Source organism: Kitasatospora sp. P5_F3 (assembly GCF_054049135.1).
On record NZ_JBFUMY010000027.1, the window covers coordinates 24,163 to 48,333 of the forward strand.

Consider the following 24,171-nt stretch of genomic DNA (forward strand, 5'->3'; position numbering starts at 1 on the left):
ACAACGGAGACAGCTTGTCCGCGCGCATCACCGCTCTGACCGACCCCGACGAGAAGTCCGGCCGCCGCCTGGCCTGGCTGGCCTCCGGACCGGACGGCCGTCCGCTCGGGACCGCCTTCCTGCGACTGTTCGGCAAGGAGGGCGTGCGCCACCTGGCTGAACTGGACGTACAGGTCCACCCCGCCGAGCGGCGCCAGGGGACCGGTGCCCTGCTGCTCGACGCGGCCGTGGCCGCTGCCCGCGAGGACGGCCGACGTGCCGTCATATGCCAGGCGGAGGCGGGCTCGTCCGGAGCCGGGTTCCTGGTCGCCGGCGGCTTCCATGCCGCGATGGCCCTGATCTATGCCCGACTGCCGCTGGCCGAAGCGGACCTCGGCGCGCTCGCCGAAGCTGTGCAGAAGCCGCATGCCGGCTACCGGTTGACGGCATGGGAGGGGATGGTGCCCGACGGGCTCGCCGACACCTTCGTGGCCTCGCGCCGGGCGATGGACGACATGCCCATGGGCACCGTCGACTACGGCACGGTGGTCTGGGACCTGGACCGGGTACGGACTGCGGTGGCGGCCGTCGCCGGGCGTGGGGAGCTCCTCCACACGGTGGCGGCCATCGACGAGTCGGATGGTTCCATCGCCGGATTCACCGAGTTGGTGGTCCCCGGCAGTGGCACCGGCGACGCCCAGCACTACGGCACGGCGGTGCTGCCCGAGCACCGAGGCCGGGGCCTGGCCCGCTGGATGAAGGGCGCCTCGATCGTCCAGGCCCGCGAACGCCACCCCCAGCTCGACGGTCTGCTGACCGACACCGCCGACAACAACCCGTACATGCAGCGCATCAACGAGGAGCTCGGCTACCTGCCGACGCACACGTCCCACGAGTACCAACTCGACCTGTAGACGATGCGCGCGGGGCCGGTGCTCCGGGAGTCACCGGTGGAAGCCGGAGTTGCACGCCTCGTCGGCATCGTTCTGCCAACGGCACAGGACGAGGGACGAGCCGTAGGCCTCGACGTCGAGGCGTGCGACGGCGCTCAGCCCGGGGGTCGAGGCGTCCGGTGCGATCGTCAGGGTGACGACGGGGTCGGCCTTGTCGATGGTGAAGACGGGCCAGACCGGGGCGAGCACCACGCCGATGTCGCAGAAGAGCAGCAGGATGACAGGGTCGGCGAAGTGCGGCCGTTGCCGACGGAGGATCAGGAAGATGCCGGTGGCGCCGATGCCGACGCCCCACAACGCGGATGCCAGGACGTAGTAGTCCCAGCCGAGTTGCTGCGGGAAGCGCGGCGTACCGGTCGGCAGGATGTAGGCCGGCGCGACGAGTGCCCACACCAGGATCCCGGCTGCGGCGAACACGCCGAGCAGGGCGCCGCCACAGCCTGGACGCAGGGGCAGGCGCTCGTCCTCGCGTTCGTCGGTGGGTGTCGGGTGGTCCGCGCTCGGCGTCATCGTCGTCCGCCGACGGTTGCGCAGATGTGGCCGCTGGCTGGGCAGTTCATCGAAGCCCCTCCATTTCGAACGCGTTCAAATCTATGGCGGGGCTCACTGTAGGGCGTTGCTCCCGGCATCTCAACTCCGAGCGAACGGGGCTCGGATGGCGCCCGCGCCCACTGCCCGTGCAGGACCGTTGCCGACCGGGCCGGGCGCGCGTCACCATGAGGGTCGGCGGGTGTGTGAGGAGGGGTGAGGTGGGGGCCTTCTTGGCGGGGTGTGCGGCGTTGGTGTGCGCCGTCTCGGTGTACCGGTTGGTGTTCCGGTACTGGGCCGAGCATCCCCGGGTCGTCGTTCCGAGGCGGGTGGGCGCTCCGCTGACGGTCTACGAGGCCGCTGCGCTGCGCGCCGTGGAGCTGCACCCCGATCACCTGGCCAGGACCGTGCTGTCGGGCATGGTCCTCAGCGGCGCGCTGCGGTCGGACGGGTCGGGCCGACTGTGGGCCGGTCCCGGTACGGAGAGCGTGGACGTACTCCAGGCGGCCGTGCTGACCGGTCTCGATCCCACCGTCGGATACCTGCCCGTGGAGCTGTGCGTCCGGGTGGACGGGCTCGACGCGGTGCGGGCGGTGGAGCGGGAGTTGGTGGCAGCGGGTCTGGTCACCCGGAGCGAGAGCGAAGCCCCGGTGAACCTGTCGATCGGCGTCATGGTGGTCGTCGGGGCGCTGGGTGCCGTCGTCGTGATGGCGACCCGTTCGCTGCCGGCGGGCGGGGTCCTCGCCGGGCTGCTGGCCGTGGGCGGCGTGGTCGCGCTGGTCACCCCGGAGCGGTACGACCGGGCCTCGCGGCGTGGGCGTGGGCTGCTGGCCGCCGTGGGGACCGAGGGCGATCGGCGGCCGGTGCTGCCGCCGGGGCTGGTGCTGGACGACGCCTCGCACACGGGGCTCGCCCGGCTGGCCCTGCAGTACACGCCGGTGGCCGGTCTGTCGTTCGACGGCTTCTCCGGTGCCCGCGTCCAGGCGGGCGGGGAAGGGACGGCTGTCGGTGAGGGTCCCGGCCTCGGCGGCCTGTGAGCGCACCGCCGGCGTGGGGGCGGGCCGCTCACACCTGCGGGGAACGTGCTGTGCGATCCGGTTAACCCTCGGTGCCCGCCGACTGTGATGATCCGTTAATGCGGTCTTCCTAGGGTGGCGACCGTGGGAGCTTCCCACCGCCTGCCGCGCCACGCCCCGCGTGAGTCCGGTGGGGACTGCGATCCCTCGGAGGGAGTCCCGGTGACGATGCCAGGTCCGGAGGCGGACAGCGTGCGGACGGTCTGCTCGTACTGCGGTGTCGGCTGCGGCATCGTGCTCGACATCGGCCGGGACGCAACCACCGGCCGACGGACCGTCAGGAAGACCTCCGGGGACAAGAGCCACCCGGCGAACTCCGGGCGGCTCTGCACCAAGGGATCGACCAGCGCCGACATGATGGCCGCCGGCGGTCGTGCCGCCAAGGCACTGATCCGTACCGAGCGCGGCGCCGAGTCGGCCGAGGTGGAGGTGGACGCCGCGATCACCGCCGTGGCCGGGCGGCTGCGGGCGATCCTGGACGAGCACGGCCCCGACGCGCTGTCCTTCTACGTCTCCGGTCAGATGTCGCTGGAGGCGCAGTACCTGGCCAACAAGCTGGCGAAGGGGTTCGTCCGGACCAACCAGATCGAGTCCAACTCCCGGCTGTGCATGGCCTCCGCAGGCACCGGCTACAAGCTGTCGCTGGGCGCGGACGGCCCGCCCGGCTCGTACCAGGACTTCGACCGCGCGGACGCCTTCTTCGTGATCGGCGCGAACATGGCCGACTGTCACCCGATTCTCTTCCTGCGGATGATGGACCGGATCAGGTCGGCCGGGGCGAAGCTGATCGTCGTAGACCCTCGGCGGAACGCCACCGCCGCCAAGGCCRACCTGTTCCTGCAGATCAGGCCGGGCACCGACCTGGCGCTGCTGAACGGCCTGCTGCACCTGCTGGTGGCGAACGGTCACACCGACGAGGCGTTCATCGCGGAGTTCACCGACGGCTGGGCGGAGTTGCCCGCCTTCCTGGCGGACTACCCGCCCGAGAGGGTCGCCGAGATCACCGGGATACCGGAGGCGGACATCCGGCTGGCGGCGCGGTGGATCGGCGAGGCGGGTGAGTGGATGAGCTGCTGGACGATGGGGCTCAACCAGTCCACGCACGGCACCTGGAACACCAACGCCCTGGTCAACCTGCACCTCGCCACCGGGGCGATCTGCCGCCCCGGCTCCGGCCCGTTCTCGCTGACCGGCCAGCCGAACGCGATGGGCGGACGCGAGATGGGCTACATGGGCCCCGGCCTGCCCGGCCAGCGGTCCGTCCTGGTGGACGCGGAGCGGGACTTCGTCGAGGAGCTCTGGGGCATCGAGGCGGGCACGCTGCGGACGGAGGTCGGCCGGGGCACGGTGGAGATGTTCGAGCAGCTGGCGGCCGGTGCGATCAAGGCCTGCTGGATCATCTGCACCAACCCGGTGGCCTCCGTCGCCAACCGCAGGACCGTCATCGCCGGTCTCGAGGCGGCCGAACTGGTCATCACCCAGGACGTGTTCGCCGAAACCGAGACCAACGCGTACGCCGACGTGGTGCTGCCCGCCACGCTGTGGGCCGAGTCCGACGGCGTCATGATCAACTCGGAGCGGAACCTCGCCCTGATCCAGGGTGTCGTCGACCCGCCCGGACAGGCACTGCCCGACTGGCAGTTGATCGCCCGGGTGGCCTGCGAGATGGGCTTCGCCGACGCCTTCGGGCACAGCTGCGCCGAGGAGGTCTTCGAGGAGCTCAAGCAGGCCTGGAACCCGAAGACCGGCTGGGACCTGCGGGGCGTCACCTACCAACGGCTGCGGGAGAGTTCGGTGCAGTGGCCCGCCGCCCCCGGCGGTCCGAACCGCAGCCCGATCCGCTACCTCAACGACGGCGTCAGCCAGGCCCTGCTGGAGCGCTCGGACGGGACCAGACCCCGACTGGCCTTCCCCACCCCGACCGGCCGCGCCCAGTTCTTCGGCCGCCCGCACCTGCCGGCCGCCGAACTCCCCGACGACGACTACCCGTTTGTGCTGAACACCGGCCGCCTCCAGCACCAGTGGCACACCCTCAGCAAGACCGGCAAGGTCGCCAGACTGAACCGGCTCGACCCCGGCCCGTTCGTCGAACTGCACCCCGACGACGCCGCTGCGATGGGCGCCAGGGACGGTGACCGGATCGAGGTCACCTCGCGCCGGGGCCGCGCTGTCCTGCCCGCGGTCGTCACCGACCGGGTCCGGCCCGGAAACTGCTTCGCGCCCTTCCACTGGAACGACCTGTTCGGCGAGTACCTGAGCATCAACGCCGTCACCAGCGACGCCGTCGACCCGATCTCGTACCAGCCCGAGTTGAAGGCGTGCGCGGTGGCGCTCCGGCTGGTGGCTCCGGTGGTTGCTGCGGTGGGGGAGACGGCCGGAGTTCCTGCGCTGGCCGGGCTGTTCGGCATCACGGACCTCACTCCTCCGACGCTCACCGAAGCGGAGCGCCGCTACCTGTCCGGGTACCTCTCCGGTGTCGCGCTGGCGGCGCCCGGCGGGGTACCGGTGCTGCCCGCCGACGCGCCGTTCAGCCCGGAGACGGCACTGTGGGTGGACGGCCTGCTGGCCGGTACGTTCTCGCGGAGCGCCGATCCCGCTGCTCCGGTGCTGCCCGGCGGTTCCCACGGGCCGCTGCCAGCACGGGAGTTGATCGTCCTGTGGGCCTCGCAGACCGGTAACGCCGAGGACTTCGCCGCCACCGTCGCGGCCCGCCTGGCGGAGACGGGCCGGACGCCGTCGGTCCGCAGTATGGCCGACTGTCCGTCCGGCAGCCTCCCGGCCGACGCCGACCTGCTGGTCATCTCCAGCACCTTCGGTGACGGCGACGCCCCCGACAACGGCACCGGCTTCTGGCAGGGCCTCAGCGCCTCGGACGCCGCACGGATGGAGGGTGTGCGGTACTCGGTGCTCGCCTTCGGCGACTCCGGCTACCAGGACTTCTGCGGCCACGGCCGCCGTCTGGACGAGCGCCTCGCGGAGCTGGGCGCCACCCGACTGCTGCCGCGCACCGACTGCGACGCCGACTACGACGAGGCCGCCGGGCGGTGGCTCGAGCAGGTCGCCGAGGCCCTGAGCGCTGCTGTGGCGGCCACCCGGATGCCGGGTACGTCGTCGGAGCCCGGTCCTGCCGTCGGGCCCGCGGTCTACTCGAAGACGTCGCCCTTCGCGACGTTGTTGGTCGGGAACCGGCTGCTCAGCCTGCCTGGTTCGCAGAAGGAGGTACGACAGTTCGCCTTCGACACCCGTGGTGGTGAACTCGCCTACCAGGCAGGTGATGCGCTCGGGGTGTGGCCGGCCAACGGCAGTGAGCTGGTCGCCGAATGGCTCGCCCTGACCGGCCTCGACCCGGACGAGCGCGTCACCCTGCCCGACAGTGGCGAGATCCCCCTCGGTGAAGCCCTGCGGACCCGTCTCGACATCGCCCGGATCACCCCGGACCTGCTCAGGTTCGTCGCCGAGCGCACCGGCGATCGTGACCTCAGGCGGCTGCTGCGGCCGGACAACAAGGGCGAGTTGGCGAAGTGGAGCTGGGGCCGGCAGGCCGCCGACGTGATCGGTTCGGCCATCGTCCGGGCATCGGCTGCCGAGTGGGTCGGTGTGCTGAAGCGGCTCCAGCCGCGGCTGTACTCGATCTCGTCCAGTCCGCTGGCGCACCCCGGCGAGATACGCCTCACCGCTTCGGTCGTGCGCTACACCAACGACCTCGGCCGCGAACGCAAGGGTGTCTGCTCCACGTACCTGGCGGACTGCGCGGACGACGGCCCGGTGCAGGTGTTCGTCCAGCGCTCGCCGCACTTCCGACCGCCCGCCGACTCCGCCACCCCGATGGTCATGGTGGGCCCCGGCACCGGCGTCGCCCCGTTCATCGGCTTCCTGGAAGACCGTCAGGCCCGTGGCCACACCGGCCTCAACTGGCTGTTCTTCGGCGAGCAGCGCGAGGCCACCGACTTCTACTACCGCCAGGAGCTGGAAGCCTTCCGCAGCTCCGGCCACCTGGACCGCCTCGACCTCGCCTTCTCCCGCGACCAGCGCAACAAGATCTACGTCCAGGACCGGATGCGCGAGCACGGCCCGCGCCTGTGGCGGTGGCTCCAGGACGGCGCCCACCTCTACGTCTGCGGCGACGCGGGCCGGATGGCCAAGGACGTCGACCGGGCCCTGCACGAGATCGTCGCCACTCACGGGGGGATGGACGGGGCGTCGGCCGCGGCGTACGTCCGGCAGCTGACGAGCGATCAGCGGTACGTGCGGGACGTCTACTGAGCAGACAGGGTGCGTGTGATCTCTCCCACTGTGGGTGGGGGAGCGAGGTGGGGGTGGAGATCAACTGGCACTGGTGGGCGCCGAATTGACGGTGGGGCGGGTGTGAGGGCCCGGAAAACCTGGTGTGGATCGTGCACGTGGCTTCGCTACCGTGTCCCGCGGAACGAAGGGGGAGATCAACTTGGGAAAGAATCCCGCATTGCGGCGCCTCACGGGCGCTGGGCTGACGGTGGCGCTGGTGGTCGCCGGTGTGTCGGCGTGCAGTGGTGAAGGCAGTGGCTCGAAGGCCGCTGGAGCGGCTGGTGGTTCGGCGAGCGCGGCGCCGGTGGTGTTCGGTGCGGCCGGCTACCGCGGGCTGGTGCCGGGGATGGCCAAGGACGCGGCGCTGACCAGCGGTGCGCTGGAGTCGGCGGCGGTGTCTTTGCTGGACGGCTGTACCGACTTCGCCTACAAGGGCGGTCCGGCGCCGGATGCCGCGCGGATGACCGCCGAGACGGCCGCCGAGGCCGCGTCCAAGGAGTTGAACGCCAAGGCGGACGCGCTCGAGAAGTCCTCGGCTGCCGAGACCCTCCCGCCGAACGCCTCGGCGAACTCGGCTAGCAACTCTGCGGCGAGCGCCAAGCTGATTGCGGACGCGACGTTGGCCCTCGCCCAGCTGATGGCGGCTCGGGAGGCCCGGGACGCGGCGTTCGTGACCGCAGGGCGGGTGTCGTTCGGCGTGGACGGGCTGCGCGAGCTGGTCGCTCCGGCGGCCGCGCGGACCGCCGAGGGTGTCGGTGCCGGTTCGACGGTGGACGCCCTCAAGCAGGCCTACGGTGCCAAGGGCTTGGTGCAGGGCAAGGGCGGCACGTTCCAACTGCCGGTCGAGGGCAGGCCGGGCTGGCAGTACGAGTTCACGGTGAAGGACGAGAAGGTCGTCACCGTCGCGCTGGCCAACCGCACCATGAAGTGCGCCTGAGCGGTCTGGATGCGGCTCAGCGCCAGCTGGGGGCTCCGTCGAAGTGGACGTCGCACGACTCGTGCAGGGCGTCCATGCTGCTCCAGTCCGCCTGGCCGCGCGCGATCCGGCCCAACTGGCGGAAGTAGTCGAAGCGGGCGACTCCCGGGGTGAGCAGGGCGAAGAACTCGGCGGGGCCGTCCGGTGCGGCGCCGAAGGCGTGGACGGAGCCGGGCGGGACCACCACCAGGCCGCCCGGGCCGACCCGGGTGAGCTCGCCGTCGAGCAGGAACTCCATGGTCCCGTGCAGGACATGGAACACCTCGGTCGACAGGTGGTGGCAGTGCGGCCGGGTCCCGTCCGCGCCCGCCGGCAGGGCCAGGCGGTTGGCGCCGAGCAGCCCGCCGGTGCCCGGGCCGTCCTCCAGCAGGACGAACCGGCCACCGCCGGGCAGGGCCACCGCCTCGACGTCCCGCTCGTGTACGACCAGCGGCCGGGGCATCGTGGTCACCTCGTCGGACATGCGCAACTCCCTTGTAGTCGGGTCGAATCCGGTGCCACCAGTCGACCCCGGGAACAGCCGGCGGCCAAGCACCGGTTGTCGATGACGCCCATCACCGGAAGTGATGGGCCCCGGCAAGGTGGCCAAGGGGGCGTGGTGGAGCTCAGGCAGTTGGAGTACCTGGTGGTGATCGCGGAGGAGGGTGGCTTCGGCCGGGCGGCGCAGCGGCTGCACGTCGTCCAGTCCGCCGTCAGCCAGCAGGTGGCGCGGCTGGAGCGCGAGCTCGGCGTGGTGCTGTTCGACCGCACCGGTCGTGCGGCCCGTCCGACCCCGGCGGGCGAGCGGCTGCTGCCCGAGGCCAGGGCCGCACTCGCCGCGGTGGCACGGATCGCGCAGACCGCCGAGGCGCTGGCGGCCGGGGCGGCCGCGACACTGCGCCTGGGCAGCAGCCGGCCGTTCGCCGACCGGGTGCACCGGACACTCGACCTGTTGGCCGACCGGGCACCGCAGGTGCGGGTCGAAGTGCGGCAGGACAGTCGGGGCGGACGCCTGCAGAAGGTCCGCTCGGCAGCCCTGGACGCGGCTCTGATCCGTGGTCAGGAAGCCTGCGTCGGACTGGAGTTCGAGCCGCTGTGGGAGGACCAGCCGATGGTCGCGGTGCCGGCGGGCCACCCCCTGGCGCAGCGGGAGCGCCTCGGCCCCGCCGACCTCGCCGAGCTGCCGGTGCGCCTCGCTCCCCGGGAGCGCAACGCACCGTTCCACGACCTCGTCACCGACGCGTTGCGACGGCACGGGGCCGGTCCGGTGGCCGGCCCGCCGTTCACCACTCTGCAGGAGACCCTGGCCTCGCTGGCCGCGGACGCGGCCGCCGGGTCGCCGTCCTGGACGGTGTTCGACGCCGTGCAGCCGCTTCCGCAGACCCGCAGGGTGGCGCTGCGCCCGTGGGACGGCCCCGCGTCCAGGACGTACCTGGTGTACCGCACCGGCCAGGCCCCCGCCGAGCTGCCCGCACTGCTCCGGGCCTTGGCCGACTCGGCTGGGACCTGTTGAGCCGGCCTTCCGCCTCCGGGCGGACTACGGCAGGGTCCACCGCTGGTTGGCGCCGCCGTTGCACGTCCAGAGGACGAGCTGTGTCCCGTCGGTGGTGCTGAAGTCGGGGTCGTCGAGGCAGAGCCCGGACTGGGCGCCCTTCAGTGTGCCGTCGGCCTGCGCGAGCCACTGCTGGTTCGGCTGGTTGTTGCAGGACCAGAGGTCGACGCCGGTGCCGTTCACCGTGCCCTGGCCCACCACGTCGAGGCAGAGTCCGYTGTGGGTGAGCGTCTGGGCGGCCCAGGTCCAGGTCTGCGCCGGTGACTGGTTGCACGACCAGAGTTGCACCTTGGCACCGGAGGTGGCGGATCCGGCGTCGAGGCACTTGCCGGGTATGCCGGACAGGACAGGGCCGACCCGGGGCGGGGTGGAAGTGCCGGGCCGGAGCGCGAAGTTGTCGAACTGCTGGGTCTGGTACCCGGCGGTACCGAGGCCTGCCTGGCCGTTGGCGATCGTGCCGTCGGTGACGGTGGTGAGTTGCGTGCCGTCGATCCCCGCCGTGAGCTGGGTTCCCTGCATGGCCAGGGTGAGGTTGTGCCAGCTTCCGGTGCCCACCGCGCCTGTCGTGCCACTGGCCAGGGTGACCTCGTTCCAGGTGAGGTCGGTCCGCACCAGGGACCAGGCTCCGGTGGCGTTCACGCGGAAGTGGTAGGCGTTCAGGCCGTTGTTGTTCCTCGCCTGCTGGTTGACGCGGCCCAGCAGTTCGACGCCGCCGGCCTGTTCGAGCAAGGCGTCGGCGGAGACGGTGTAGTTGGACCAGGAGCCGTCACCCATGATCGTGTACGGTGCGTTGTTCTTCTCGTCCGTCCAGCGCACCGGTGTGGCCGGCGCCATCTGGCGCAGGCAGGTGCCGCTGCGTCCGCCGCCGCAGGCCGTGCTCTGGAAGGCGCCGTTCATGTCGGCGAAGTACTTCGGGGAGGTGGTGGTGGCGGGGGTGTCGAAGGAGTCGGAGTACGGCAGGGACATCGGTGCACCGGCGGGCGGGGGGGCGACGGTCTTGCCCTGGCCGGTCGTGGTCGACACCGTGTAGACGAACCCGGGCTGGAGGGTGAGCTGGTAGCCGCCGGCGGAGGGTGTCAGGTTCTGCAGGTGGACGAAGTGGTACGCGCTGTCGGCGGAGTTGACGTTCGTCGCCCAGACGTGGACCTGGCCGGTCGGGAGTCCGCCGGCGATCTGGAAGTTCACGGTCTGTGCGGCACCGGCGTCCAGCGTCTCGATCACGGTGGTGTAGTCGGCGTTGTTGCCCGACTTCAGTGACACGAAGCTGCCGTTGTTGCGGTTGCCACTGAGGTAGCCGCTGCCCGAGTCGATGTAGCGCCAGCCGGGCCGGGTGAACTGGGTGGTCTGGGCGGTCACCCAGGTGGTCCTGCCGATGTCGTAGTGGCCGGACCAGGGCTGGTTGGCCACCGACATGCCGTCGGTGCTGAAGTACAGGTTCGGGTAGAGCGCGGAGATGGCCGGCCAGTTGATGTAGGCGGTCATCCGGCCGTCGATGTAGCCGCGGTTGATCCCGCGCGCGACCGCCGCCGCACCGGAGTTGGTGTCCAGCGAGCCGTTCTCGCTGGCCCACAGTGCGGTACCGAGGGCCTGTGCGGTGGCGGGGCTGGAGCAGTTGGTGGCGCTGGACAGGTAGCCGCAGGGGTAGTGGACGCCGACGACGTCGACTGCGCTCTTGAACGCCGGGTCGGCGGCCAGGGCGTCCGCAACGGCCCAACTGTCCTCTGCTGCTACGACCTTGGTGGTGTAGCCGCCCGCGACAAGGGTGCTCTTGAGTTTCTTGTACCAGGCGGCGTCGTAGCCCCGCTCGTTCCAGCCGCCCAGGTAGTCGATGGTCAGGCCGTGCTGGGTGGCGCAACCCATCCACTGCATCAGGTAGTTGACCGCGTTGTCGGTGAAGAAGGAGTTGCTGCTCGGGTTGATCCAGCCGGGCGCGCCCCAGGACAGTCCGACGAGCTTGATGTCGGGGTTTCGCTTCTTGGCCTGGCCGGCCAGCCACCACTCGTAGCCCTGGTTGCAGTCCACCGTGTCGGCCGTGTGCATGTGGCTGGCCTCGGCGCCGTCCGTCGAGTTGGTGTCACCGCCGACCTCGAGCTTGAGAATCTGCAGTGCCGCGCCGGACCCGGGCTTGAACAGGTAGTCCAGGAGCTGGCTGCGCTGCGGCTCCGGATAGTCGGCGAGCAACCGGGAGTTGCCGCCGCCCCCACTGATGGCGCCGACGCCGTCGAAGACCCGTCCCGGCTTCGTGCCGTCGACGGTGATCGTGACGGGCCTTGCCGCCTGGGCCGTGCGGGGAACCAGCGCCAGGGCGGTGGCGAAGAGAAGCAGGACTGCGACGAACAGGGGTGGGCGCAGTCTGAACTGCCGGTGCATGGCTACTCCTTGGGAGCGGGGGACGGCGATAGGGCGGCTTGCGGGAGGGTGCACCACTGCTGATGAGGGCCGGGCGTGGGGGAGACGTCGAGCAGACGGCCCGCGACGCGATGGGGCTACTATCCGGGCCGATGGCGCACACATGTCAACACGTCTGCACAGAATCGCTCGTTGATTCGCGCTGCCGACCCTCGATCCGAGCGGCCAAGACATCCGATGTTCCGGCCTCGCTTCGGACGCGAAGTCGGCACAATGCCTTCCTTGATGGTGCCGACCAGGCTAGCCTGACCGACATTCATTTGATGTATCTGTTCTGGTCGCGCTCCAGACCTGAACCCGTCAGGAAGGACACCACCCATGTCCGCATCCCCCGCTCCCCACCCGGATCCCGCCGCAGTGAACGGGGTGTCGCGGCGCGGCATCCTGCGCACGGCCGTCTCCCTCGGCGCGCTGTTCGCGCTCGGCTCCCTGCCGGAGTTCACCACCAGCGCCGCCGCCGTGACCCGTCCCGGCTCCCTGTCGCTGGTCCCGGACAGTGAGGCCGTCACCCTCTGGTACACCGCGCCCGGCAACGAGTCCGTGATCCTGGAGCAGGGCCTGCCGATCGGCAACGGACGGCTCGGCGCGCTGGTCACCGGCGGCCCGTCCCACGACGCGCTGTACCTGACGGACGCCACCCTGTGGACCGGCGACGCGAACGCCTCGCTCGGTTCGGACGGCCAGTTCCCGTACGGGGACACTGACTTCGGTACCTTCGGCATGCTCGCCAAGGCGTACCTGGATGTCCCCACCCACACCACCAAGGCGATCAGCGGCTACCGCCGCACGCTCGACCTCTCCAACGGCCTGGTGACCGCGTCGTACCAGTTGGGTGGTGTGACGTACCGGCGCGAGGTGTACTCAAGCCAGCCCGATGACGTCATCGTGGTACGGCTCAGCCAGAGCGGTGGGGGCTCCTACACCGGCTCGATGACGCTCACCGGCACCCGGGGCGAGTCCGTCACGGCCGACGCCGCGAGCGTGAGCGTCTCCTTCGCCGCCGCGCTGGCGAACACCCTCAGGTACGCGACCGTGGTGAAGGCCGTGGGCACCGGCGGTTCGGTGTCGGCCACCGGCACGCGGGTGACGTTCACCGGCTGCACTGAGGTGCTGCTGGTCATCTCCGGTGGCACCAACTACAAGGCGGACGCCTCGGTCGCCTACAAGGACACCACCGTCCTGCCGCTCACGGTCGCCCGCGCCAAGGCAGCGGATGCGGCCGCTGTCTCCGCAACGTCCTTGCTGGCCACGCACGTTGCCGACTACCAGCGTCTCCAGCAGACGATGACGCTGAACCTGGGTGCCTCCAGCACGGCGCAGCGCGCCATGGACACCGCCTCCCGGCTTTCCGCCCGGGCCGCCGCCGGCTCCGCGCCCGATCCCGAACTCGAGTCCTCCTACCTGCAGTTCGGCCGCTATCTGGCGATCTGCGGCTCGCGCGGGAGCCTTCCGCTCAACCTGCAGGGCCTGTGGGTCGACCGCAACAACCCGGACTGGATGGGCGACTACCACACCGACATCAACGTCCAGATGAACTACTGGCTGCCCGACCGGGCGGGCCTGGCCGAGTGCTTCGACGCGTTCACGGACTACTGCGTCGCCCAACTGCCGGGCTGGCAGGCCACCACCCGCGATCTGTTCCAGGACCCGCGCAACGGTTTCCGCAACACCTCCGGCAGGGTGGCCGGCTGGACTCTCGCCATCTCCACCAACATCTGGGGCGGCAACGGCTGGTGGTGGCATCCGGCCGGCAACGCCTGGATGTGCAACTCGCTGTACGAGCACTACCAGTACACCCAGGACGCCGCTCATCTGGACCGGATCTACCCGCTCCTGAAGGGCGCCTGCGAGTTCTGGGAGGCCCGCCTCCTCACCAGGACCGTGCCCGACCCGGCGACCGGCGGCACCCGCCAGGTGCTCGTCGACGACCACGACTGGTCACCCGAGCACGGCCCCACCGACGCGATCGGCATCACCTACGCCCAGGAACTGGTCTGGCAGCTGTTCCAGAACTACCGCGAAGCCGCCGCCCGGCTCGGCAGGGACAACGCCTACGTCTCCATCGTCACCACCCTCCAGAGCAAGCTGTACCTCCCCGAAGTGAGCGCCACCTCGGGCTGGTTGGAGGAGTGGATGACCGACGCCAACCTCGGCGAGACCACGCACCGTCACCTCTCCCCGCTGGCCGGTCTGTTCCCCGGTGACCGGATCAATCTCCAGGACTCCCCGCCCGCCGTCATCGCCGGTGCCACCGCACTGCTGACCGCCCGCGGCATGGCGAGTTTCGGCTGGGCCAGTGCCTGGCGCGCGCTGTGCTGGGCCCGGCTGCGGAACGCCGACAAGGCGTACCAACTGGTGCTCGCCGTCCTGAAGCCGTCCGTGAACTTCAGCAACGGCACCGGCATCAACATGTTCGACATGTACAGCTTCGGCAACCGCTCGACCTTCCAGATCGACGCCAACTTCGGTACCCCGTCGGCGATGATCGAGATGCTGGTGCAGTCCCGGCCGGGGCGGGTCGAGTTGCTGCCCGCACTGCCGTCGGCCTGGGCCGCGTCCGGCAGCGTGACCGGTGTCGGCGTACGCGGCGGCCTGACCGTCGACCTGAGCTGGACCTCCGGCCAGGTCACCAGCGCGAAACTGCGCGGGCCGGCCGGGGCGAGCACCACCGTCGTCTTCGGCACCTGGAGCCAGGCCGTCACGATCCCGTCCGGCGGCTCGGTGACCGTGACGCCCCCGCCGCAGACCGTGATCACCGTGTTTCAGCTCGTCAACCGCAAGAGCGGCAAGGCCATCGACGTCCCCGGCGCCTCCTTCACCACCGGCACCATCCTGATCCAGTACACCCCGAGCAGCGCCGCCAACCAGCGCTTCGCGTTCGTGCCCGTCAGCGGTGGCGTGTACGAGATCAACTGCACGCACACCGCCCTGGCCTGGGACATCAACGGCGGCTCCACCGCCGACGGCGCCAAGCTCATCCAGTGGACGCCCACCCACGGCACCAACCAGCAGTGGCGGGTCACCGACACCGGCGACGGCTACGTGACCATCACCTCGGTCCGCAGCGACAAACTGCTCGGTGTCACCGGCGACTCCACCGCCGACCTCGCGGCCGTCGAACAACAGACCGCCAACGGCGGTACCGGCCAGCAGTGGCGGCGAATCCCGGCCTGACACCGAGCGCGTCTCTGACAGGGAGCGGAGTCTATGCTGTAAAGATCAGACGTTTGAGGAACGAGGGAGGCGGATGCGCGTGCCGGTCACCGACGAGGCGATCGACAAGATCAAGGCGATGATCGTCAGTGGCGAGTTGCGCCCCGGGGCGAGGCTGCCCAAGGAAGCCGACCTTGCCGAACGGCTCGGCCTCTCCCGCAGTTCGCTGCGGGAGGCCGTGAAGGCCCTCTCCCTGATCAGGGTGCTCGATGTCCGCCAGGGCGACGGCACCTACGTGACCAGCCTGGAGCCCGAACTGCTGCTGGACGCGCTGGGCTTCGTGGTCGACTTCCACCAGGACAACACGGTGCTGGACTTCCTGGAGGTACGACGAATCCTGGAGCCGGCCGCGACGGCGATGGCCGCGAGCCTGATGTCGGACGAGGACATCGCCCGTCTGCGGACCGTGCTCGACAGTCTGGGCGACGAGCCCACGCTGGAGGAGCTGATCACCAACGATCTGGAGTTCCACCAGCAGATCGCCGCCGGTTCCGGCAACGCGGTGCTCTGCTCGCTGGTCGAGGGGCTCTCCGGGCCGACCACCCGGGCCCGGATCTGGCGCGGCGTCACCGAGGAGGGGGCCGTCTCGCGCACCAGGGAGCAGCACGAGGCGATCCTGTCCGCCATCGAGTCCCGTCGGCCGGACCTCGCCCACGCCTGGGCCACGGTGCACGTCGCCGGGGTGGAACAGTGGCTGCGCAAGACGCTCGGATCACCCGTGTCCGCGCTGCCGCCGCTCTAGCGAGACGCCCGCCGTCGGCGGGTGTACGGGGAACTGACGCGGTCCTCGACGCCGGGGCGTTACTCGCGGGTCTGGGCGTTCACTGTGGGACGCGCGTCACCGCCGTCCGCGCCCAGGCCCGCGAGCAGGCGGAGCCCGTCCTCGGCGGGGCTGCCGGGGGCTGCGGACATCACCAGCAGCTCCATGCCGGATTCGTCCGGTAGCGCGAAGTTCTCGTGGTGCAGTTCCAGCAGTCCGACCAGCGGGTGCCGGTACGCCTTGCGTCCGTGGGTGCGGGCGCGCACGTCCGCGCGGGCCCAGAGGCGGCGGAAGCGCTCGCTGCCGATCGCCAACTCGCCGATGAGCGAGGCCAGTCGGGGGTCGTCGGGGTACTTGCCGGTGGCCAGGCGGAGGTGTCCGACCACGTCGAGGGTGCAGTTCTCCCAGTCCGCGTACAGGCCGCGCCCGGTCTCCTCGAGGAAGATGTTCCGGGCGATGTTCAGGCCCGGTAGCGGGCGGCCGTAGAGGAGCCCGGCGAGGCGGTTCCCGGCGAGCACGTCCAGGCGGTGGTCCATGATCACCGCGGGTGCGCCGGTGACCAGGTCGAGGACGCGCAGCAGCTCCGGGCGGATCCGGGAGCTCGGCGCCTTCGCCCGGCGGCGACGCTTCCCGGCGAGCCGGCAGAGGTGGTCGCGTTCGGTCTCGTCGAGGCCGAGCACGCGGGCGAGCGCGTCGAGGACCTGGCCGGAGGGCTGGGTCGCGCGGCCCTGCTCCAGGCGTACGTAGTAGTCGACGCTGACCCCGGAGAGGTGCGCGACCTCCTCGCGGCGCAGCCCTTCGACCCGCCGACGGCTGTCGGTGGGGATGCCGGCGGCCGCCGGGTCGACCCGGGAACGCCGGGTCCGCAGGAAGCCCGCAAGATCGTCCATGAGCCAAGTATGGCCGCGGGTGGTGCTCTTGAGGGTGGTCCTGCCAGTACCAGGAAGTCCGGTCCGACGGAAGCGGCGCCCCTGAACGGCGGGCGCCGGAGTGCCCAGAATCGAGGCATCCGATCCGAAGGCCCCGATCCGAAGGACCTCCCATGAAGACGCTGATCGTCCATGCCCACCCGGAGCCGAAGTCGCTCAACAGCTCGCTCAAGGACCTCGCGGTGACCACGTTGGAGACCGCCGGGCACGAGGTGCGGGTGAGCGACCTGTACGCGATGAACTGGAAGGCGGTCGTGGACGCCGCGGACTACGGCCCCGACGCCTCGAACCCGCTGAGGGTCGCCCTGGACTCGGGCCGGGCCTTCGCCGCCGGGACGCTCACCCCGGACGTCCGCGCCGAGCAGGAGAAGCTGCTCTGGGCCGACACGGTCATCCTCCAGTTCCCGCTGTGGTGGTACACSATGCCSGCSATCCTSAAGGGCTGGGTGGACCGGGTGTTCACCCACCGCTTCGCGTACGGCGTCGGCGAGCACAGCGACACCAAGTACGGCGAGCGCTTCGGCGAAGGCACCCTCGCGGGCCGGAGGGCGCTGCTGTCGGTGACCACCGGCGGCCCGGAGTCGCACTACTCCGCCCGTGGGATCAACGGCCCCATCGACGACCTGCTGTTCCCGATCCAGCACGGCATCCTCTACCACCCGGGCATCGAGGTGCTGCCGCCGTTCGTGCTGTACGGCGCCGACCGGCTGACCGCCGAGGACTATCCGGACGTCGCCAAGGCCTGGGAGCAGCGCCTGCTCACCCTGGAGTCGACCGAGCCGATCGCGTACCGGCGGCAGAACTTCGGCGACTACGAGATCCCCTCGCTGCAGCTCAAGGAGGGCGTGGAGCCCACGGGCCGGACGGGCTTCGGGCTGCACGTGCGCGGCTAGCTTCGGGCCACCGACTGGGGGAACGCGAAGACCTGGTCCGGGTCGTAGCGCCGGGCCACCGCCTTCAGGCGGGGCAGGTTGTCGCCGTAGTAGGCGGTGCCCCAGTCGGGCAGGGTCGCGTCGATGTAGTTGACGTACGCTCCCGTCGCGCCGAGTGCCCCGAGTCCGTCGCGGATGGCGTCCACGGTGGCGGTGGCCGCGGCCTTGCCCGCGAGTGTGGTGCTCGCGTAGATCTGGGCGGAGGCGAGCGCGGAGCGGTGCGGGAAGGCGGTCGCGTCGGGGGCGAGCCGGGAGACCTCGCCGCCGAGGGAGTCGAGCAGCAGGTCGACCCCGGTGTGACCGGTCATCAGCTGGGTGATCTGCTGCGGGTCCAGCGCGGTGTCGAGGATGCGGGAGGCGGCGACGAACGCCTCCCGGGGGAGCAGCCCGCCCTCGGAGACGGGGTGGCACTGGGCGATGGTGTCGTTCGCGCAGCCTGCCATGTACTTCATCGCGTCGAGGTAGCTCTTGGTCTGGGCGGTGCGGGAGGTCGGCTGGGTGGCGGCGGCGGAGACCAACTGGTCCAGCAGCGGCTCCAGCCCGCTCTGCGGCCCGACGTAGCACCCGCCGACCCGGCAGGTCGGTGACGAGGCGCCGGAGACCACGCAGTTGGACCACAGTTCCGACGGGGCGTCCGCCACCCACTGCTGCCAGGCGCCGATCACCGAAGCGGCCGAGCCGGCCGGGAAGCGCAGCGAGAAGACGGTGAGTTCGGGCGCCGGTTCGGTGCTGAAGGTGAACCGGGTGACCACGCCGAAGTTGCCGCCGCCTCCGCCGCGCAGCGCCCAGTAGAGGTCCGGCTCGCAGGACTCGGAGGCGGTCAGCACCCGGGAGTCGGCGGTGACCACCTCCGCCGAGACCAGCCGGTCGCAGGTCAGCCCGTACTTGCGGGTCAGCACGCCGATCCCGCCGCCCAGCGCCAGCCCGCTGACGCCCACCGTCGGGCAGGAGCCGGCCGGCAGCAGCCGCCCGGCCCGGGCCAGTGCCGCGTACACCTCGATAAGCCGGGCGCCCGCGCCGACCTGCACCGTCCCGTCGGGCTGCACCTGGACCTGGGCCATCTGCCGAAGGTCCATCACCAGCCCGCCGTTCGGCACGCTGTACCCGAGATAGCTGTGCCCGCCGCTGCGCGCGGCGATCGGCACCCCGTGCCCGCGGGCCGCGTCCAGGCAGTTGCGCACGTCCGCCGCCGAGGTGCACCGGGCCACCGCCGCCGGGAACTGACCGTCGTTCAGCTCGTTGTACCCGAGCCTGGCCACCCCGTACCCCTGGTCCTCCGGCAGCAGCAGCCGGCCGTCCAGGCACGCCTTCAACGCCGACCAGTCCGGCACCGCCCGCCCGCGGGTCGCCGCCCGCGCCCCGCCCACCGCCGGCCCCGCCAGCGCCATCGTGCCGCCCAGCCCCAGAGTGGCCAGGAACCCTCGTCGATCCATCGTCATGTGCTCGCATCTCCCGATGACGGTGCGTACCGCGTGCCGACCACGCAGCCCCGCTTCGCGGCCATCCTCGTCCGGCTCGTCCGGGAACCGGCAGACGGCGCGCGAGGCTGCGCCATCAGAGGGTTGACGACGGGTCAGCGACGGTCTCCCCTGGGAGGTGGGTCCAAGAGTGGGCCCACGCACAGTTCCGCCACCGTTCACAGGACCACCCCCTGTCGGCGGTGGTCCATTCGGCCGGGGCCGCGACTCTCGTGCCGCCCTGACGCAACGACCCTGGGACGGACCTCGTGACCGAATCGCCCGCACAACGGTGGCACCGCAGCCTCCCCCTCCTTCTTGTCGCCGGCCTGGCGCTGGCTGCGGGCACGCTGACCGTCGGCCCTGCCCACGCGGCCCCGGTGGACGACATCCGGATCAACGAGGTGGTGACCACCGGAGACGTCAACGACTCGATCGAGCTCTACAACAAGGGCACGGCGACCGTCGACATCTCCGGCTGGATCCTGAAGGACGACAACAACAGCTCGAAGTACCAGGTCGCCGCCGGTACCAGCCTGGCCCCGGGCGCGTTCCGGGCGTTCGACGTGCACAGCTCCTTCGGCCTGGGCTCCGCCGACAAGGCGCGCCTCTACCTGGCGGACGGCAGCACGCTGGCCGACAGCTTCAGCTGGAGCAGCCACTCCAACCCGTCGTGGTCGCGCTGCGCCGACGGCACCGGCGCGTTCAAGGCGGCGGCGCTGACGCTCGGCGCGGCGAACGCCTGCGGTGGTACCGGCGGCGGGGGCACGCCCGTGGCCTGGCCCGGCAGCAGCTCGGTGGCGACCGCCGACGCCGCGAACGTCTTCGGGCAGGACCTCAGCGGCCTCTACCAGGAGGGGACCGTGATGTGGGGTGCCCAGAACTCCGGGAAGCTCTGGCGCCTCGTCAGCAACGGGTCCGGCGGGTGGCAGCCGGACACCGCGAACGGCTGGTCGACCGGCAAGACGCTCCGATTCCCGGGTGGTTCGGGCACCGTGGACAGTGAGGGCGTCACCGTCACCGACGCCGGTGCGGCGGGCGGGGTGTTCGTCTCCAGCGAGCGCAACGGCGACGTGTCCGGCACCAGCCGGCTGTCGGTCCTGCGCTACGACGTCAGCGGCAGCGGTTCCTCGCTGACCGCGACCAGGGAGTGGAACCTCACCTCCGACCTGCCGTCGGTGGGCTCCAACAGCGGCCTGGAGGCCGTCACCTGGGTGCCCGACAGCTACCTGACCGGCGCGGGCTTCAAGGACGCCACCACCGGCGCCGCCTACAACCCGGCCGGCTACGGCGCGCACAGCGGCGGGGTCTTCTTCGTCGGCGTCGAGGGCACCGGCATGATCCACGGCTACGTCCTGCTGGACGGTGGCGGCTTCACCCGGGTCGCGTCCGTCAGCAGCGGGATGAGCGGCGTCATGGAGCTGCAGTGGGAGCCGCAGGCCGCCCGCCTGTGGGTGGTCTGCGACGACACCTGCAGCGGCCAGCACCGCACCATGCAGGTCAACACCGCCGGCGCCTTCGCCACCACCGCCGTCTACAACCGCCCCACCGGCATGGCCAACCTCAACAACGAGGGCTTCAGCCTGGCCGGCTCCGGCGAGTGCGTGAGCGGCTCCAAGCCCGTGTACTGGTCCGACGACAGCAACACCAGCGGCCACGCCCTGCGCAAGGGCACCGTCAGCTGCTGACCCGTCCGGCACCGCTGCGGCCCCGCCCTCCACAGAGGGCGGGGCCGCAGTGCTGCCTGGGACCTGGGACCGCAAGCACGCGCCGGATCGTTCATGTCAGGACGACGCAACCCCGTCGCTCCAGTTCGGTCAGGAGCGGCAGGGAAGGGTCGATCCCGTTCCAGCGCAGATCCAGCTTCTCCAGCGACGGCATCCGGGCGAGCCAGTCCGGCAGCTGGCCGAGGCGGTTGCTCCGCAGGTCGATCTGCCGCAGTCGAGGGAGGCCGGCCAGCGACGGCGGCACCTCGGCCAAGACGTTCTCGCGCAGGTCCAGGTGGCGCAGTTCGTGCAGCTCGGCGGTCGACGGCGGCAGGTGCTCGACGGCGTTGCCCCGGAGCCAGAGCTCACGCAGGTTGTGGAGCCGGCCCATCGTGTCCGGCAACGTGGTGAGCCGGTTGTGCTGTGCCCTGAACTCGATGAGGCCGGTCATCCTTCCGATGGCCTCGGGCAGGGAAGTGAGGGAGTTCTCACCGACGTTGAGGTAGCGCAACCGGGTCAGGTCTCCCAGTGAATCCGGCAGCCGTGCGAGCTGGTTGTCGTGCAGGTAGAGGCAGCCGCCGAGCCCGGTCAGCTCGCCCAGTTCGTCGGGTACCGAGGTGAGGGCGTTGTGGCCGAGGTCCAGGGTGTTCAGCAGCTGCAACCGGGCGATCCCCGGTGGGAGGGCCGTGAGTCCGTTGTCCGCGAGGATCAGTACCTGGAGTTCGGTCTGCTGCCAGACGGATTCGGGGACCTCTCCGAGCTCCTGACGCCACAGGTTCAGTACGTGCTGCACGGTCTCTGCCCTCTTGTTGGTGGTTCCCGGCCGGCTGCGTATGAGACAACCGGGGTCTGTCGTGAGCTTCTTGACAGACCCTCAGATTCTCGACGCCTCCAGACCGTACGGCCGGTTGGCCAGGCATTTTTGTGGCTTCCGCCAGTACGACGCCCCGGTCGGGGAGAGGGAGACTTCCGGCCAGAGGCGGCGACCTGTTCCGAGGGCCGACGCCAAGGACCGAGGGGGAACAGCACGATGAGTGGTCAGGTGTACGACGAGATCGGTGAGGCGTTCGAGGGCTTCAAGACCCTTCCGCTCACGCGCTTCGGGGAGGTGCCCGGCTTCCTCGAGCTCGTCGGTGACGTGACGGGCAGGTCGATCCTCGACCTGGCCTCCGGAACCGGCTTCTACAGCCGGGAGTTCAAGCGCCGCGGTGCATCCCACGTGCTCGGTGTCGACATCTCCTCCGCGATGGTGGACGCGGCCCAGGGCCTGGAGGACAGCGCACCGCTGGGCGTGCACTACGAGGTCGGCGACGTCGCCGAGCTGCGCACCTTCGAGCAGCCCTTCGACATCGCGGTCGCGGTCCAGCTGTTCAACTACGCCGAGGACGTCGCCACCATCGAGCGGATGTGTCGCGTCATCCACCGCAGCCTCGCGGCGGGCGCCGAGTTCTTCGTCTTCACACAGCACCCGGACTACCGTTTCGACGGGCCGTCGCTGGCCAAGTACGGCTTCCTGTGCGAGTCGCTCGGTGAGGAGACCGAGATCGGGCCGCGGGTGAGGATCACCGCGCTGCTCGACCCGCCGATCTCGTTCGTCGCGAACCCGCCCAGCCGGGAGGTTCTCGAGAAGTCCCTGCAGGCGGCCGGATTCAGCGACGTCACCTGGGTTCCCCTGGAGATCTCCGCCGCCGGTGTGCGTGAGCACGGCCAGGAGTTCTGGGACGACTTCGCCGGAAACCCTCCGCTGACGATGCTGCGCTGCCGCGCCTGACCCAGGGCGGTCCGCTGACCGGTGCCCATTGGGCACCGGTCGGCCCGCATGCCCCTGGCGCGGGCGGTCTTCGACGCCGCCTCGGAGCCGAGCAGGTCGAGGACTTCGGCGGCCCGGTCCGGCTGGGTCGATGCGGCCAGGACGCCGCCGCTGAACGTCGAGCTGATCGCGGAGTCGCCCGGCAGCGGGCCGACGACGACGATTCCCGGCAGGTTCATCAGCTCGCTGTGCTGCTGGAACGCCAGGTCGGCTGCGCCGGACGCGAGCAGGCTGCCGACCGGCACCCCCGGTGGTGCCYGGACCAGCCGGTCCCGGAGTAGGTCGGTGAGTTCGAGCCGGGCGATCAGGTCGACGAGGGCCGTACCGCTGGGGCCGGTGGAGTAGGCGATCCGCTCCGCCGCCAGGAGGGCGGCCCGCAGGTCGCACTCCTCGCCGAACGCCGGAACCGGTGTTCCGGCCGGCACGGCGGCGACGACCTGGGAGACCCAGAGCGGGCGGACCGTACCCCCGCGGAGGTGTCCTTGGTCCGCCAGCTCGGCGAGTGCTCCGTCGGCGAGCACGAGCAGATCGGCCCCGGCGCCCTCGCGCACCCGCCGTGCGATCTCGACCCCGCCGGCGGACTCGAAACGCACCGTGATCCCGTGGTCGCGTCCGATGTGTGCGGACAGCTCGGCCAGGACCGGCCGGGTCGCCATCGAGGAGAAGCCGGAGATCCCTCGGTACATGTCGCCTCCTTGTGTCCGGGCGATGGTACGACGCGCGTCCGGGTGGCCCGACGGCGGTCTGCGAGACTGGCCGGGTGAGCACAACCCGGAGCACGGCGGCTGGAAAAGTCCTCGAAGTCCTCTCGACCTTCGACCGCGAGCGCAGGTCACAGACGCTGTCGGAGATCGCTCAGCGCGCGGGCCTGGCGCTGAGCACCACGCACCGGGTGGTCACCGAACTGGCGGGCTGGGGAGCGCTCGAACGCGGGGAGGACGGGTCCTGGTACGTCGGGCTGAGGCTCTGGGAGATCGCCTCGGGATGCCCGCGCTCCCAGATCCTGCGCGATGTGGCGCTGCCGTTCATGCAGGACCTCTACGAGGCGACGCACGAGAACATCCAGCTCGCGGTGCGCGAGGGCACCGAGCTCGTGTTCGTCGAACGGATCGCGGGGCACCGGTCGGTGGAGCTGCTGACGATGGTCGGGTCCCGGTTCCCCGTCGGCTCCACCGGGATGGGCCGGGTGCTGCTGGCGTACGCGCCCCGGGAGGTGCAGGAGGAGGTCTTCGAATCCCCGCTGCGGGCTTGGACCCCGCACACCGTCACCGACCCGAAGACCCTGCGAGCGCAGCTGGACCGGATCCGCCGCGAGCAGGTCTTCGTCAGTGACCGGCAGCTCTCGGAGAGCACGGTCGCGGTGGCCGCACCCGTGCGGATCGGCCGGACCGGGACGGTGAGCGCTGCGCTGGGGATCGTCATCGCGGCGCGTGGCGCCAACCGTGCGAGCGGACTGCGCGAGCCGCTCCTGCGGGCTGCGTACGGGATTTCCGACGAGCTCGGGCGTCGCGCCCGCACGACGGCCTGACAGCCGAGGCTTCCGCCTGACGGAAACGCTAGCGACCGGTCGGTGTTCCGACTGCCAACGTTCGGGGTGTTCGGGACGTTCGCAGTCGCTCAGGAGATGC

General features: G+C 70.9%; 17 protein-coding genes and 1 pseudogene. 11 read left to right on the top strand and 7 right to left on the bottom strand.

Translation table 11 applies throughout. The annotated features are described in order from the left end of the window. Positions 1–14 precede the first annotated feature (14 nt). Positions 15–893: a GNAT family N-acetyltransferase gene (locus tag ACXJMZ_RS17630; protein ID WP_457030991.1), complete on the top strand. Its 879-nt coding sequence runs from the start codon at positions 15–17 to the stop codon at positions 891–893. 30 nt (positions 894–923) lie between these two features. Here the strand turns inward: ACXJMZ_RS17630 and ACXJMZ_RS17635 are convergent, their stop codons facing one another. Beyond that, entirely contained in the window at positions 924–1,442 is a 519-nt protein-coding gene (locus ACXJMZ_RS17635) for a hypothetical protein (RefSeq protein ID WP_457030992.1), read from the bottom strand. Between the two features lie 239 nt (positions 1,443–1,681). Here ACXJMZ_RS17635 and ACXJMZ_RS17640 point away from each other — a divergent pair, with 239 nt between their 5' ends. From ACXJMZ_RS17640 to ACXJMZ_RS17650, 3 genes are all read left to right on the top strand, one after another. Beyond that, the gene (locus tag ACXJMZ_RS17640; protein WP_457030993.1) at positions 1,682–2,497 is read left to right on the top strand and encodes a hypothetical protein; all 816 of its coding nucleotides are present in this window, start codon (positions 1,682–1,684) and stop codon (positions 2,495–2,497) included. 207 nt (positions 2,498–2,704) lie between these two features. Continuing rightward, positions 2,705–6,799 (top strand): molybdopterin-dependent oxidoreductase, encoded by a 4,095-nt coding sequence (locus tag ACXJMZ_RS17645; protein ID WP_457031013.1) that lies wholly within the window; start codon positions 2,705–2,707, stop codon positions 6,797–6,799. Between the two features lie 199 nt (positions 6,800–6,998). Continuing rightward, positions 6,999–7,757, top strand: coding sequence for a hypothetical protein (locus ACXJMZ_RS17650; RefSeq protein WP_457030994.1), 759 nt, complete (start codon positions 6,999–7,001; stop codon positions 7,755–7,757). A 16-nt stretch (positions 7,758–7,773) separates the two neighbouring features. On the opposite strand, the gene ACXJMZ_RS17655 is transcribed toward ACXJMZ_RS17650, so the two are convergent. Then, positions 7,774–8,259 carry a cupin domain-containing protein gene (locus tag ACXJMZ_RS17655; protein ID WP_457030995.1) on the bottom strand — a complete coding sequence of 162 codons (486 nt, stop codon included), beginning with the start codon at positions 8,257–8,259 and terminating at the stop codon, positions 7,774–7,776. A gap of 132 nt (positions 8,260–8,391) precedes the next feature. Here ACXJMZ_RS17655 and ACXJMZ_RS17660 point away from each other — a divergent pair, with 132 nt between their 5' ends. Then, complete coding sequence (locus ACXJMZ_RS17660; RefSeq protein WP_457030996.1) at positions 8,392–9,288, top strand: LysR family transcriptional regulator; 897 nt, start codon at positions 8,392–8,394, stop codon at positions 9,286–9,288. A gap of 24 nt (positions 9,289–9,312) precedes the next feature. Here the strand turns inward: ACXJMZ_RS17660 and ACXJMZ_RS17665 are convergent, their stop codons facing one another. Then, positions 9,313–11,697 (bottom strand): ricin-type beta-trefoil lectin domain protein, encoded by a 2,385-nt coding sequence (locus tag ACXJMZ_RS17665; protein ID WP_457030997.1) that lies wholly within the window; start codon positions 11,695–11,697, stop codon positions 9,313–9,315. A 357-nt stretch (positions 11,698–12,054) separates the two neighbouring features. On the opposite strand from ACXJMZ_RS17665, the gene ACXJMZ_RS17670 reads away from it, so the two are divergent. Both ACXJMZ_RS17670 and ACXJMZ_RS17675 read left to right on the top strand, forming a co-directional pair. Beyond that, positions 12,055–14,910: a glycosyl hydrolase family 95 catalytic domain-containing protein gene (locus ACXJMZ_RS17670; RefSeq protein ID WP_457030998.1), complete on the top strand. Its 2,856-nt coding sequence runs from the start codon at positions 12,055–12,057 to the stop codon at positions 14,908–14,910. Between the two features lie 79 nt (positions 14,911–14,989). Further along, complete coding sequence (locus ACXJMZ_RS17675) at positions 14,990–15,691, top strand: FadR/GntR family transcriptional regulator (protein WP_457031014.1); 702 nt, start codon at positions 14,990–14,992, stop codon at positions 15,689–15,691. Positions 15,692–15,750: 59 nt separating this feature from the next. Here the strand turns inward: ACXJMZ_RS17675 and ACXJMZ_RS17680 are convergent, their stop codons facing one another. Continuing rightward, positions 15,751–16,599: a helix-turn-helix transcriptional regulator gene (locus ACXJMZ_RS17680; protein WP_457030999.1), complete on the bottom strand. Its 849-nt coding sequence runs from the start codon at positions 16,597–16,599 to the stop codon at positions 15,751–15,753. A gap of 152 nt (positions 16,600–16,751) precedes the next feature. Here ACXJMZ_RS17680 and ACXJMZ_RS17685 point away from each other — a divergent pair, with 152 nt between their 5' ends. After that, positions 16,752–17,531, top strand: coding sequence for an NAD(P)H-dependent oxidoreductase (locus ACXJMZ_RS17685; RefSeq protein ID WP_457031000.1), 780 nt, complete (start codon positions 16,752–16,754; stop codon positions 17,529–17,531). On the opposite strand, the gene ACXJMZ_RS17690 is transcribed toward ACXJMZ_RS17685, so the two are convergent. After that, positions 17,528–19,009: an FAD-binding oxidoreductase gene (locus tag ACXJMZ_RS17690; protein WP_457031001.1), complete on the bottom strand. Its 1,482-nt coding sequence runs from the start codon at positions 19,007–19,009 to the stop codon at positions 17,528–17,530. The genes ACXJMZ_RS17685 and ACXJMZ_RS17690 overlap by 4 nt on opposite strands. Before the next feature lie 287 nt (positions 19,010–19,296). On the opposite strand from ACXJMZ_RS17690, the gene ACXJMZ_RS17695 reads away from it, so the two are divergent. After that, positions 19,297–20,715 (top strand): lamin tail domain-containing protein, encoded by a 1,419-nt coding sequence (locus ACXJMZ_RS17695; protein WP_457031002.1) that lies wholly within the window; start codon positions 19,297–19,299, stop codon positions 20,713–20,715. A gap of 91 nt (positions 20,716–20,806) precedes the next feature. Here ACXJMZ_RS17695 and ACXJMZ_RS17700 read toward each other — a convergent pair whose 3' ends face one another. Beyond that, entirely contained in the window at positions 20,807–21,526 is a 720-nt protein-coding gene (locus ACXJMZ_RS17700) for a leucine-rich repeat domain-containing protein (protein WP_457031003.1), read from the bottom strand. Positions 21,527–21,763: 237 nt separating this feature from the next. Here ACXJMZ_RS17700 and ACXJMZ_RS17705 point away from each other — a divergent pair, with 237 nt between their 5' ends. Then, entirely contained in the window at positions 21,764–22,504 is a 741-nt protein-coding gene (locus tag ACXJMZ_RS17705) for a class I SAM-dependent methyltransferase (protein WP_457031004.1), read from the top strand. 104 nt (positions 22,505–22,608) lie between these two features. Here the strand turns inward: ACXJMZ_RS17705 and ACXJMZ_RS17710 are convergent. Beyond that, positions 22,609–23,229: pseudogene (locus tag ACXJMZ_RS17710) on the bottom strand (substrate-binding domain-containing protein); the annotation flags it as partial. Positions 23,230–23,303: 74 nt separating this feature from the next. Here ACXJMZ_RS17710 and ACXJMZ_RS17715 point away from each other — a divergent pair. Beyond that, entirely contained in the window at positions 23,304–24,071 is a 768-nt protein-coding gene (locus ACXJMZ_RS17715; protein WP_457031005.1) for an IclR family transcriptional regulator, read from the top strand. The last annotated feature ends 100 nt before the right edge of the window (positions 24,072–24,171 follow it).

Coding starts and splice junctions, on each gene's coding strand:
- ACXJMZ_RS17705 (WP_457031004.1), top strand. CDS start 21,764: ATGAGTGGTCAGGTGTACGACGAGATCGGTGAGGCGTTCGAGGGCTTC.
- ACXJMZ_RS17655 (WP_457030995.1), bottom strand. CDS start 8,259: ATGTCCGACGAGGTGACCACGATGCCCCGGCCGCTGGTCGTACACGAG.
- ACXJMZ_RS17670 (WP_457030998.1), top strand. CDS start 12,055: ATGTCCGCATCCCCCGCTCCCCACCCGGATCCCGCCGCAGTGAACGGG.
- ACXJMZ_RS17680 (WP_457030999.1), bottom strand. CDS start 16,599: ATGGACGATCTTGCGGGCTTCCTGCGGACCCGGCGTTCCCGGGTCGAC.
- ACXJMZ_RS17635 (WP_457030992.1), bottom strand. CDS start 1,442: ATGACGCCGAGCGCGGACCACCCGACACCCACCGACGAACGCGAGGAC.
- ACXJMZ_RS17690 (WP_457031001.1), bottom strand. CDS start 19,009: ATGACGATGGATCGACGAGGGTTCCTGGCCACTCTGGGGCTGGGCGGC.